The sequence below is a fragment of the Legionella lytica genome (assembly GCF_044626755.1).
Lineage (GTDB): Bacteria > Pseudomonadota > Gammaproteobacteria > Legionellales > Legionellaceae > Legionella > Legionella lytica_A.
In genome coordinates, this window is record NZ_JBGORX010000003.1 from 124,825 (window position 1) to 137,722 (window position 12,898).

The window sequence follows — 12,898 nt, forward strand, 5'->3', positions numbered from 1 at the left end:
ATAGAGGATATTATGGCTGAAGATGCCTTAACAGTCGTTACATTGAGAAATAAGTTTTATAAGGATAGCCAGAGAAAGGTAATGCTTGCTTTGCTCGTTGCATTATTGGTTAACCTTGTGTTGGCGTCTATGTTGGTTTATATGCTGACCCATCCTCCTGCGCCTAGATATTTTGCTACTAGTCTCAATGGTCGCATTACGCCCTTATTCCCATTAAATGAGCCAAACCAATCTGACTCTGCAGTATTGCAATGGGCGAACCAGGCGGCTATTGCTGCATTTACTTATAACTTTGTGAACTACCGAGATGAGTTACAAGCCTCATCAGGGTTTTTCACTGCAGAAGGTTGGGATCAGTTCCTAAATGCCCTGCAACAATCGAATAACCTTGATGCGGTTAAGGCTAAAAAATTGATTGTCTCTGCGGTAGCGACTAGAGCGCCAATTATTTTGCAGAAAGGGGTTTTAAATGGCAGTTACTCGTGGCGCGTACAAATGCCAATTCTCGTAACTTATCAGAGTGCCAGCGAATTTACGCAACAAAATAATGTGGTGACTATGTTAATCACCCGAGTCTCAACGTTGAATTCTCCTAGAGGAATTGGTATATCACAGTTTGTTGTTGGACCTGCCAGTGGTGGAGTTTCTCAATGAAAAAGGTGAATCAGTTTTTTAAGTTTTGTGTAGTATGTAGTATTGCTCATTGGGGGGCTAGCGTCTCCTTTGCTGCTGCTCCTCCTCAACAGCAGGATAGTGCACAACAAGCATTGCAACAGTTACGTATGTTACAACAGCGTTTAGGGCAAAGCGGAAATCAAGGTCAAGCACCCCAGGCTCAAGGACAAAATCAGGCGGGTGGCACCAATATTCCGATTCCATTATCTGATTCTTTATACCAGGCTCCTCCGCAAAAGCCGGAACCAGCTCAACCACAAACTCAAAATCCTAATGAGCAGGTAGTTAGTCAATCGGATGAAGAAGTCATCGATAATAAAGCCTTCAAAGATATGAGCCGTGGTTTGTATCCTTTAACTCCAGAACAAATTGTCCATTTAAGACAAATGCAACAGACTATGGACTATGCAAAAGCCTCCACTCCGGGCACTCCACCGAAACCTACAGCGACATCCCAATTTGTTAACTTGTCCCCAGGTTCTACGCCTCCGGTTATTCGTTTGGCACAAGGATTTGTATCTTCACTGGTATTTTTAGATTCTACAGGTTCGCCATGGCCAATTGCGGCCTACGACTTGGGTGATCCATCCGCGTTTAATATTCAATGGGATAAAACAAGTAATACTCTAATGATTCAGGCATTGAAATTATACAATTACGGGAACCTGGCGGTGCGTTTGCAGGGATTAAATACTCCAGTAATGCTAACCCTCATTCCGGGTCAAAAAGCGGTAGATTATCGGGTGGATTTACGCGTTCAAGGCTTTGGTCCAAATGCTAAAAACCGGCCTATGGAGGCGGGGCTACCTCCTTCCGCTAGTGAGTTGCTTTTACACGTTCTTGATGGGGTTCCACCTCCTGGAAGTAAACGCTTGGGGATTGTCGGCGGTGATGCGCGGGCTTGGTTATCCAACGATAGAATGTTTATTCGTACAAATCTTACTATATTGTCACCGGGTTGGCTTGCAAGTATGACCAGCGCAGATGGTACACATGCTTATGAAATGCAAAAGTCTCCGGTATTATTAGTCTCCTGGCATGGAAAAGTCATGCAGCTCAAGGTAGAAGGGTTATAACATGGCTGGCAGAAAAGAAAATCTTAAATCGCTTTTTTCTAATACTCGTTCCCGGGTTATTATCATTTTTACCGGAGTACTCTTAGTACTTGCAGTAGTAATTGGCTATGTTAAGTTGAGAGCCATTAATACTGGACCCAGTGCTGAGGCAACTCTCAGTCAAGCTCCCGGAAGTATTCAATCGATTCCAGGGGTACTTGATCCCACCGCCCAATATGCTCGCTTACAAGAGGAACAAAACGTTAATCAGGCTCAGCAAGCAGAGCAGACTGGGGGTAGTGCCATTCCTACTATTATTCGTACACAAGCTTTAGGCCAGGGGGTTGGGGTTATTGGTTCCCAGAATGGCCAAAGTGGGGTTGGCTTTGCAACATTGGCTCGTGAAAATGAAGAAGGTGCACAACGCTCTTTATGGATTCAAAATTTACAAAATAGTGGGTGTTCAAAATCTGTGCTCGCTCAAGTTTTAGGTCAGGGCGCACAATTGTCCGATATTAAATCAGCATGTAGCTGTGCTCAATTAAAAGATAATGGTTATAAGTTACAGGACCTAAATCAGGTTTGTGCTTGTAAAGATTTGAAGGCGGCCGGATTTAATGCGCGGCAATTAAGAGATATTGGATATACGGCAAGCCGCTTGAGAGATTGTGGTTTTAGCGCTTGCGAATTACGCAGTGCAGGTTTTACTGCCCAAGAAATGAAAGATGCAGGGTTTTCTGATGGTGAATTAAAAGGTGCTGGTTTTACCGATGATGAAATTAATCGGGCGAGCGGTTTGCCACAGGGTATTTCTGCCGCGGATGTACTCAAAGCAGGATGTAATGTTGATAACTTAATAAAATTACGGAAACAAGGCGTAAGTGCCTCGGCGATTCGACGCATCAGCGGCTGTAGTGCTGAAGCTTTAAAAGCAGCGGGATATACAGCTAAAGAATTGAGAGATGCTGGGTTTAGCGCCGCGGATCTACGAAAGGCTGGATTTACGCCAGAGCAATTAAGAGCTGCTGGTTACAGCGCTAGAGATTTATTAAATGCTGGTTTCTCCCCTGAAGATTTGGCGAAGGCCGGATACAGCGCTGCTCAGATTAAAGAGGCCGAAGCCGAACTGCCACCAGGAATTAGTGCCGATGACGTCAGAAAGGCAGGTTGTGATCCTGAGGCATTAAAAAAAGAGAGGGCAGCGGGTGTTAGCGCCACATTAATAAAACAATATGCAGGTTGTAGCGCCGATGCATTAAAAGCCGCAGGCTTTACTGATGCAGAGTTAGCTAATGCTGGGTTTACCCCCCAACAGATAAGTGCGGCCACTCCATTGACTGATGCACAAATCAAGGCTGCAGGCTGCGATCCAACTGCCTTGAAAAAATTATTTACTGCGGGCGTTAGTGCAAAGCGTATTAAAGATTTAAATGGTTGTAGTGCCGATGCGCTAAAAAATGCAGGTTATGATGCTAAGTCATTACTTGATGCCGGCTATACTCCTGCTCAGTTGCAGGCAGCGGGTTACACAACCGGAGACCTAGAAAATGCGGGCTTATCTCCAGCGGATATTTTAGCTGCAGGCCGTGTGTCGGATTGCAGTGTTGATTCATTGAAAAGAGCTCGAGCGGCTGGTATTAGTGCGACAACGATTAAAAAAACCTTAGGCTGTTCTGCGAAAGCATTGAAAGATGCTGGCTATACTGCAAAAGAGTTAAAAGATGCAGGCTTTACTGCGGCAGAATTAAAAAATGCTGGTTTTACTGCGGCGCAATTAAAAGCCGCAGGGTTTAGTGCTAAGGAGCTTAAGGATGCAGGATTTAGTGCCAAAGACTTAAAAGATGCAGGCTTTACGGCGGCCCAACTTAAGGCCGCAGGGTTTAGTGCCAAGGATCTTAAGGATGCTGGTTTTAGTGCTAAAGAGCTTAAAGATGCAGGCTTTAGTGCCAAAGATCTCCACGATGCAGGTTTTACTGCAGCACAACTTAAAGATGCAGGCTTTAGTGCTAAAGAGTTAAAAGATGCAGGTTACACTGCGGCTGAACTTAAAGCAGCAGGCTTTACCGCAGCCCAACTTAAGGATGCAGGTTTTAGTGCCGCTGAGCTTAAAGCTGCCGGCTACAGTGCTAAAAATTTAAAAGATGCAGGATTTACAGCAGCTGATTTAAATGCTGCAGGGTTTACTCCTGCAGAGATGCAGTTAGTTGGCTTAGGTAACCCTAATGTGCAACAAGGTGCATTTAGTCTTAGCGGGGTGCCTAGTGTGGGTCAAGGTGGTGTCGCCAATCAAGGCGCTGCTGCATCAAACCAGCAATTGCAAGCTATTTTAAATCGCCAGACTCAGCAAATGGCAGAACAGAAGTACCAACAAAAAATCCAACAGCGAAGTGCAGATATGCTTTCAGCAGCAAATCAGTTACTCGTAGATTGGAAAAATGTTAGCGGACAAAACTATGTTGCTGGTAATGAAGATAAGGATGCTATTGCGAGTGGCGCTAATAATGGAGCTGGGGGCAGAGCTGGCTCACAAGAAATTATGGGTGGTTCACAAGAGCAACAAGCGGCCATAATTAAAACAGGTGACGTATTGTTTGCGGTGATGGATACGTCGGTAAATAGTGATGAGCCTGGCCCTATTCTTGCAACGATTGTTGCTGGGAAATTAAAGGGAACCAAGTTAATTGGTAGCTTCAATTTGCCTTCAAAAGCAAGCAAGATGATTATTACCTTTAACACTATGTCAGTACCTGGTGCTCCAAAAACTATATCGATTTCCGCGTTTGCGATTGATCCAAACACTGCGAGAACGGCTCTATCAAGTAGAACAGACCATCATTACTTATTACGCTATGGTTCATTGTTCGCTTCTTCGTTCCTTGAAGGATTTGGTAACGCGTTCCAGTCAGCTAATACCACGATTACTATTGGTGGTACTGGAGGAGGAAACAACGTAACTGTTGCTAACGGTGTGGGGCGCTCAACTTTGCAAAATGCGGTCATTGGATTGGCAACAGTGGGTAAAACCTGGGGGCAACAAGCACAGCAATTATTTAATAGACCAACGACTGTTGAGGTATATGCAGGTAGTCCTTTAGGCGTGTTGTTTACACAAGATGTAAGATCACTTTAATTTGACGGTAGAAGACAATGGCAGAAAACGATCAAAATGATGAATATAAATTCGACGAGTATGAGTCTTATGACCAAGGGTCAACGGACAATTCTCAGTCAGGTTCAAGCCCTTCACCACAACCACCAGGGCAATCTCCCAAGGGGCCGAATAAGGATGTGCGACGTAACGCATTAATTGCTGTAGGCGTTATTGTGGCTGCTATGGTGGGATATAAAGTTGTTGGTGGCATTTTCTCTGGAAAAAGTACAACTGAGAAAGGAGGGAATCTTCCTCCTGCACCAGTTACTGCGGTTGCACCTACGCAGCAAATACAACCAATACCACAACTGCAACCACAACCGATTCAACAGGCTGCTCCGCAACCAACTCCTTCAGTCCCACAGGACAAGGAGCTGAAGCAACAAGTTGAATCTATTGCGACAAACCAACAAAATGTTCAATCACAGGTTTCTTCAATGAACGAACAGGTTGGTAATGTAAATAACAATGTTAACAATTTAAGTGCGCAAATTACTCAATTGAACCAAACAATTACGGATTTGACCAATCAGTTAAATAAGCAGTCAGAAGTAATAGCTGTCTTAATGGAGCGTACAAAACCTAAGGTGGTTCGCAGGGTACTACCTCCTCAACGTTATGGTCATGCAAATATTTATTATATTAATGCAGTAATTCCGGGTAGGGCTTGGCTAATTGGCACAAATGGTTCTACACTTACAGTAAGAGAAGGGACAAAGATTGCGGGATATGGAGTCGTTAAGCTTATTGATTCTATGGAAGGTCGAGTCTTAACGAGTTCTGGACGGACAATTAGGTTTAGTCAAGACGATAGTTGAGGTAATTATATATGGCTGATTCAACATGTACAGGCGGGACGGTTGCGTGCTGGGTTGCGAGTCAGGCAAACATACTAACCAATATTGCAAATTCATTGGTGCCTGTACAACGCTTAATCACGGGCGGAGCATATCTAATAGGTTGCGCTTTTTTATTTAAAGCAATTTACAGCCTAAAAGTGTATGGTGAGGCGCGGACGATGATGTCCAGTCACACAAGTGTTAAAGAGCCTGTAGTCTATTTGATGGTAGGGGCAATATTTATTTATTTCCCGACAGCTTTTGCAACGTTAATGCAGAGTACTTTTGGTTATCAAAATATTCTTCAATACGCCCCAGTAAGCAGTAGCAATCAGACCTTAGATTTCTTGTTTGGTAATGGGAGTGTGGTCGGAAGGCCGCTGACGATTATCATCCAGGTGATTGGACTGGTAGCTTTTGTGAGAGGGTGGGTGTTGATCGCGCGTTCAGCGTCGCAAGGGCAGCCTCCAGGAGGAACAGGAAAGGGTTTAGTTCATGTTTTTGGGGGAATTTTGGCAATCAATATTGTAGGGACTATCAATATGATTAATAATACAATATACGGCACGTGATAGTATGTTGGTGTGTATTTTTACTTTTAAATTTAGGAGACAATAGTGAAAAGTAAAATCATTAGTAAAGCAGGCTTCAAGTCTTGGTTGAGCAGTATTGTTTGTCTAAGCTTATTAGCCTTGGTTTGTCAGGATGCAGTTGCTGGTGGAAGTATGACTATCGGTGCTATGGCGTCATCAATTACGGGGTCATTTACGAACTTAACCAAATTAATCACAGCAGGTTCTTATTTGGCTGGTTTGGGTTTCTCTATCGGTGCGATTATGAAGTTTAAACAGCACAAAGATAACCCAACTCAAATTCCAATTGGTACACCTATCGCGTTAGTGTTTATTGCTGCAGCGTTACTGTTCCTCCCTTCAATTTTAGGGGTAACTGGCGCGACCATGTTTGGTTCTTCAGGTGGTAAAACTGCTGGTCCTACTGGTACTGTCTACACTGGTTCATAATAGTTTAATTGTAATAAAAGCGGGTAAATTTAATTTACCCGCTTTGTTTATGTAAAGTATTGGTTTTCTAATGGGCCAATAGGCCTTGATAATAAAAATATCAGTTAATAATAAGCTTATATTAGGCAACGTGGGCTGAAAATATGGCAGTGAATCAAGAAAAAAAACAGTTGAAGTTACTGGCTACGCCAGGTTCATGGCGTTTATATTCTGCTAGAAAAGTCGACGAACGATTTAAGTCATATGAGCAAAAAGTTTTGCAACGGGATCGTTATACCTGTCAGTTTTGTGGTTTTCAAGCACGTCTGTTTCAAGAAGTAGTTAACCTTGATAATAATTACTCTAATAATAAACTACCCAACTTGGTAACGGCTTGTTGCTTTTGTGCACAGTGTTTTTTTATTGAATCGGTTGGTGTTGGTGGATACGGTGGTGGAACACTTGTCTATCTTCCTGAACTAACCCAGACAGAGTTAAATAGTCTATGCCATGTGTTATTTTGTGCGATAACAAACGATACGGGATATAAATCCAGTGCACAAAACATTTATCGGGGATTTAAATTTCGTTCACAGCTAGTCGAAGAAAAGTTTGGTGAGGGTACCAGTGATCCTGCTATTTTTGGTCAATTAATGATTGACGCTGGGGTGAATGATGAAGAAAGAAGGTCACAACTATTTAAAAACATACTCTTATTGCCTTCTCGAGCAAAATTTCGTAAACAGATTGAAAAATGGGCTGCGAGTGCCTTAGAAGAAATTACTATATAAGGTTCGTTGCCCTAGTGGTTGTTTCCATTTTTCCACTAGAGTAGAAATGGAAAATGACCCTAAGCTACACTAAATGGGGATAATAAAAATGGCGCATTGGTCAGAATCTTTTTTTGAAGGGGTTGATACCTTCTTTGCCTGGCTAAGTACTTCACTTAAGCAAACAACAGAGTCCTACATCGATTTAGAAACGGCGGATAGTCCAACCGTTCTGGTAAATCATGATGGTTCTTTATTATCAATCATTAAAATCGAAGGGATTTCTGCACTTGCAGGTCCTGATGAATTTGATCAGTTGGTCGCAGGCTTAACCAACGCGTTTCAAGCGGCTATGGGGCGCCCAGGCCATGGCTTACAGGTTTATTTTAGCCATGATAAGCAAAACATTAGAAAGTTAATTCGTGACATTTACGCTCCGGCAACTGCAACCGCCAAACGCCTTGATTTAAATTTAGGTGACCTATTTGAAGAGCGCACTGACTATATGGCACAGTATTGTGCTGAAGAGCGTTTATTTTTTGTCTTAATTACCAGACCCTTTAACTTAACAACGGAACAGTTAAAAGCAGCTAATAAAGCAAAAATGAAGATGCTAAAAGATTCTAAAGCACCGCCATTTAAAACCAGCCAAACAATTTATGCCGCAGTTCCTGAATTACGTGATACTCATGATGCCTATGTTCGTGCCATTATGAATGACTTAGATTCCTTACATGTTGCCGGAAAATTATTAGAGGTTCATGACGCAGTGCATGCGATTCGTATGACTGCTGACCCGGATTATACCGCTGATGAGTGGCGTGCTACCTTGCCTGGAGACATGATCCCTGTACGCGAGTTTAATAATTTTGATGGTGATCCTTCGGATCTATTATGGCCCTCATTAGCTAAACAAGTGCTTCCGCGTGATGCTGAGGTTCTTGACCTTCGCACTGTTCAAGTAGGCGATAAGATTTACTCATCTACGTACATTGATTTATTTCCCAAGGATGTAAGACCCTTTGTGTATTTGTTTGGACGTATTTTACCCTCACATATTCCTTGGAAAATTTCATTTTTAATTGAAAGTGAAGGACTGACTACAATTAAATTAAAAGGTCTCTTGGCTGGAATTTTAAGTTTCAGTTCAGCACAAAACCGTTTAATTAGTGATTCAGTTAACTTGCTCAAATATTTGCAACTTAATACGGATGAATCAATTGTTCGTTTACGTGTGGTAGCCACAACTTGGGCCCCTGAAGGACGAATACCTTTACTACGTCAACGCAGTTCTGAATTAGTTAAAGCGGTTCAGGGCTGGGGGTCTACGGACGTATCTGAAATTTGTGGTGATCCTTTTGGCGGCTTTGTCTCCAGCATGTTAGCAGGAACATTGAATAGTACAGCAGTACCCACTGTTGCACCTTTGAGTGCTGTAGTTTCTATGCTACCGATTACACGTCCTGCATCACCCTGGAGTAAAGGAGCCTTACTTTTTAGATCCCCTGATGGAAAGCCTTGGCCATTCCAGCCCGGTTCTACAGAGCAAACTACATGGATTGATCTGGTTTATGCGCGTCCTGGCTCGGGTAAATCCGTTCTTTCTAACGCGATCAATTTAGCCTTATGTTTATCTGGTGGTTTATTACGCCTACCACGTATTGCTATTATTGATATTGGACCCTCCAGTAGTGGATTGATTTCACTTTTACAAGAAGCATTACCCGCTTCAAAACGCCATTTAGTGGCTTATCACCGCTTAAGGATGACGCCCGATTATTCAATTAATCCCTTTGATACCCAATTAGGCTGTCGTTACCCAACTGCTTTAGAGCGTGCATTCCTGGTGAACTTTATTACCTTATTGACCACCCCATTAGGCGCAGAAAAGCCCTATGATGGTATGCCCGATCTAGCGGGTATGGTTGTGGATGAATTATTTAAGAGTATGGCGGATGAATATAATCCAACTCCTTATGCTCCAGGTGTTGAAGTATTTCTGGATAGTATCTTGGAGGAGATTGGTTTTGTACGCGATTCAAAATCTACTTGGTGGGAAGTAACGGATTCACTCTATTCTGCCGGATTTGAGCATGAAGCGATGCTGGCTCAACGCTATGCTATGCCATTACTTGCAGATGCAGCTTCTATTTGCCGTACTCCTTCGATTGAAGACTTGTATGAAAAGATTACTGCACCTACCGGGGAGTCATTAATTAATGCATTTTCGCGCATGATTTCTGCTGCGGTGCGCGAATACCCCATCCTTTCACGGGTAACTAGTTTTGATATAGGGGATGCGCGTGTCGTTTCTCTAGACCTTGATGAGGTAGCTAAGAGTGGTGGGGACGCTGCGGATCGCCAAACAGCGGTAATGTATATGTTGGCACGTTATGTTTTGGCACGACATTATTATTTAACTGAAGAAAGCTTGAATAATATTCCCGAACAATACAAGGAGTATCATAAAGAGCGTGTGCGTGAGATACGGGAAGACCATAAACGTATTGTTTATGACGAATTCCATCGTACTTCGAAATCAGCTGCTGTGCGTGAACAAGTAATCATCGACATGCGTGAAGGACGTAAATGGAAAGTACAAATTGCTTTGCTCTCTCAGTCTGTGGATGACTTTGATCCAGTGATGATCGATTTTGCGACTGCAATTTATATTATGGATGCCGGCCCTTCTCAAGCGATTGAAAAAACCACGTCTATATTCGGGCTTTCGGAAACTGCAAAGAATGCCTTACGTACTCGGGTACATGGTCCGCGACTTGGCGGCGCTACCTTCCTCGCTCAATTCGCTACTAAAAATGGGGTAAACGTACAATTACTTACACTAACTTTAGGACCGGTTGAATTGTGGGCATTTAGTACCACCGCTGAGGATGCGTCAGTGAGAAACCATTTATATCGACATCTTGGACCGGCAGAGGCACGGCGTCTGTTGGCCGCTTTATTCCCGAATGGTTCTGTTGCTAAAGAGATTGAAACTCGGTTGGCCGGGATGAAGGAAAAGATGGGTTTAATCGAAGAGGACATGAAGGAAAGTATTGTAGAACAATTAATTAATGACATCCTTGATGCCTATTCCAAGAACCCTGATGTTAAGAGCTTACCTGCTAAGCTAACTTAATATTGCCTTAATAATATTTAAATATAATGCGCCTCATCTAATAATAAAGGATAAGGCCATTATATGAAAAAAATTCTTGCAGCTGCGTTGATGCTATTTAGTTCTTTTAGTGCTTTTGCAGAAGGCGTTCCTAATCGTGTTCCAGATGAGTTTTATGTGAAAGAGCACTGGTTGAGCATGACTACCAGTTATGATATTGAAACCCGAACTCAAAAATTAGGCACTTTATATCGCAGATTTTTTAGCTTTTTGTTAACTTATGATTTTTATGATCCTTTTGATAATAAAATTGCTTACGCACGTTCAAAATTCTTTTCATTTACGGCACATTTTGATGTATACGATAATTTTGAAAATTATTTAGGTGCTGCTGACGAGCGCCTATTTTCGTTTTTCCCTACCTTTGATATTTATGACCGTGATGGTTATACGAGACTTGCTAAAGCCTCAATGAACTTTTGGGGAACAACATTTACTATTTATGATCCAGTAACTAGCCAAGAAATGGCTCATATGTCTCGTTCATTCTTTAGACTAAAAAATGATTGGACTTTCCATGTGACGGACCGAGAATTATTTGATCATAAAGGTATTGATCCACGAGTATTGATGACGGTTATTGCTTTCCAAGGGGATAGAGAGTATTGGGAACAAGAACAACGACGTGATCACGATGATTTAGTGAGAAGAGGTATCAAAAGCAGCCAACCAGCTCCCGCGACTGAGGTAAGTAAACAACAGCTGATTACCCTGTTAGATAAAATTGCTGCAGTAAGCAAGCAAGAAGGATTAGCTAATACCCAAGAGCCTGATGAACAAGCAGCAATGGCAGTTGCAACTGAGCTAGAGAGTGGATACAACACTCAAATGACTGATGATGCAGCACAGTCAAGCCAAGAGCGATTGAATGCCTTTACGGATTATTGTTTACATTTAATTCAATCAGACTCTGTGTCTAAAGAGAAAAAGCAAACTATTTTGTTCCTATTGAAAGCTCGTTTGCAAGCAAGCGCGTAAATAGGACGAGCTGCCGCCGGGCCCAGCAAACGAGATTTGCACAACGTTCAAAGCTGGGTCCGGCGCCCAGCCTGCTTCTGAACTTCCTTGTTTTAACCATTATTCCGTAACAAGCCCTGATTATTTCGTACGCCATCAAGGTTACTATAAGAACAGCCATATACCTTCTTGGCATCATACATCGCCAAATCTGCTTTAACGACCAAATCTGTTGCTGTTGTCGCATCATCCGGATAGGTGGCTGAGCCGATGCTAATGGAATAACAATAAGGTTCTCCATTTTCAAGAGTAGCAAGGGGGTGAAACTCTTCGATGATACGTTCTGCAATAACCTGGGGTGTTCGCTTATTGGGAGCATGCGGGACGATGGCAGTAAATTCATCACCACCCAGGCGGGCAATGAAATCTTTTTCACGAAAGCAAAGTTGCAGACGTCTGGAGGTTTCTAAAAGCAATTGATCCCCTATATTGTGGCCGTAGCGATCATTAACGTGTTTAAAATTGTCCAAATCAATAAAGAATACGGTAATGCAATGATTGGGGTGTATGGTATTAATTAATTCGTGCAAATGCTGAATGAAATAGCGGCGATTAGGTAAGTTAGTCAGATGATCAAAACGAGCTAAATAATGATATTTATCTTTTTCGGTTTGTAACAGATAGTTCCTATCATTTAATTCTTGCTCATAACGCTCGTTTTCACGCAGCAAACTAGCAAGAGTCGTTACAATAATAAGATAAGTGAATAAATGATTAATCAGTTCAATCGCCAGGAATTGATAGGGGGGTAAATCATAATAAGGAGGGATGACCAATTGATTAAAGCTCAGGAGTATTAGCATTGAAGCAATGGAGTAAATCAATAAACCACTCATTCCCGTAAGTGATGCGGCAAGTAAGGGCATTACATAGAACCATTGGGTATGCAGTGGGCCGACTCCCCAAACCAAATAGTTACCAAGAACGATTGCGAAAAAAATAATTGCAGCCAGGAGCTGGCTGCATAAGTGTACATTTTTAGTTCGTTGCAGTAGCCATAAATTAGCGAAGGCTAATCCACCCGTAATACTAATGGTGGTGATTAAAATCCACAGTTGTGACATGGAGTAGAAAATCGCGACGATAATACAGACAAAAAGAAGTTCCCAAGTAACATATTGAATTAGTCGATATTGGCGAGTATATTTTTCGATGCTATCAGAATGTTTTAGATAGCTGAAAATCTTATAGAGCATTTCGGTTCAGTCCTTG

At 42.4% G+C, this 12,898-nt stretch carries 10 protein-coding genes; 9 read left to right on the plus strand and 1 reads right to left on the minus strand.

Annotated features, from left to right (window positions below; all coding sequences use genetic code 11):
- The first annotated feature begins 12 nt into the window (after positions 1-12).
- The 9 genes from ACD661_RS10265 to ACD661_RS10305 all read left to right on the plus strand — a co-directional run bounded on the left by ACD661_RS10265 (position 13) and on the right by ACD661_RS10305 (position 11,647).
- Positions 13-654 carry a type IVB secretion system apparatus protein IcmL/DotI gene (locus tag ACD661_RS10265; protein WP_400187765.1) on the plus strand — a complete coding sequence of 214 codons (642 nt, stop codon included), beginning with the start codon at positions 13-15 and terminating at the stop codon, positions 652-654.
- On the plus strand, positions 651-1,751 hold the full coding sequence (locus tag ACD661_RS10270; protein ID WP_400187766.1) for a DotH/IcmK family type IV secretion protein: 1,101 nt from the start codon (positions 651-653) through the stop codon (positions 1,749-1,751). Before ACD661_RS10265 ends, ACD661_RS10270 begins: the two co-directional genes overlap by 4 nt.
- 1 nt (position 1,752) lies before the next feature.
- On the plus strand, positions 1,753-4,860 hold the full coding sequence (gene dotG, locus ACD661_RS10275; protein WP_400187767.1) for a type IVB secretion system protein DotG/IcmE: 3,108 nt from the start codon (positions 1,753-1,755) through the stop codon (positions 4,858-4,860).
- Positions 4,861-4,877: 17 nt separating this feature from the next.
- Complete coding sequence (gene icmG / locus ACD661_RS10280; RefSeq protein ID WP_400187769.1) at positions 4,878-5,699, plus strand: type IVB secretion system protein IcmG/DotF; 822 nt, start codon at positions 4,878-4,880, stop codon at positions 5,697-5,699.
- 11 nt (positions 5,700-5,710) lie between these two features.
- Positions 5,711-6,292: a type IV secretion protein IcmC gene (locus ACD661_RS10285; protein WP_400187770.1), complete on the plus strand. Its 582-nt coding sequence runs from the start codon at positions 5,711-5,713 to the stop codon at positions 6,290-6,292.
- Positions 6,293-6,337: 45 nt separating this feature from the next.
- Positions 6,338-6,742, plus strand: coding sequence for a type IV secretion protein IcmD (locus ACD661_RS10290; protein ID WP_133136898.1), 405 nt, complete (start codon positions 6,338-6,340; stop codon positions 6,740-6,742).
- Between the two features lie 143 nt (positions 6,743-6,885).
- Positions 6,886-7,512, plus strand: a complete 627-nt coding sequence (gene icmJ / locus ACD661_RS10295) for a type IVB secretion system protein IcmJDotN (protein WP_400187771.1) — start codon at positions 6,886-6,888, stop codon at positions 7,510-7,512.
- Positions 7,513-7,600: 88 nt separating this feature from the next.
- A complete protein-coding gene (locus tag ACD661_RS10300) occupies positions 7,601-10,630 on the plus strand; it encodes a type IV secretion protein IcmB (RefSeq protein WP_400187772.1) in 3,030 nt (1,009 codons plus the stop codon).
- A gap of 63 nt (positions 10,631-10,693) precedes the next feature.
- Entirely contained in the window at positions 10,694-11,647 is a 954-nt protein-coding gene (locus ACD661_RS10305) for an LURP-one-related family protein (RefSeq protein WP_400187773.1), read from the plus strand.
- Positions 11,648-11,739: 92 nt separating this feature from the next.
- Here ACD661_RS10305 and ACD661_RS10310 read toward each other — a convergent pair whose 3' ends face one another.
- Positions 11,740-12,882, minus strand: a complete 1,143-nt coding sequence (locus tag ACD661_RS10310) for a diguanylate cyclase domain-containing protein (RefSeq protein ID WP_400187774.1) — start codon at positions 12,880-12,882, stop codon at positions 11,740-11,742.
- Between the last annotated feature and the right edge of the window lie 16 nt (positions 12,883-12,898).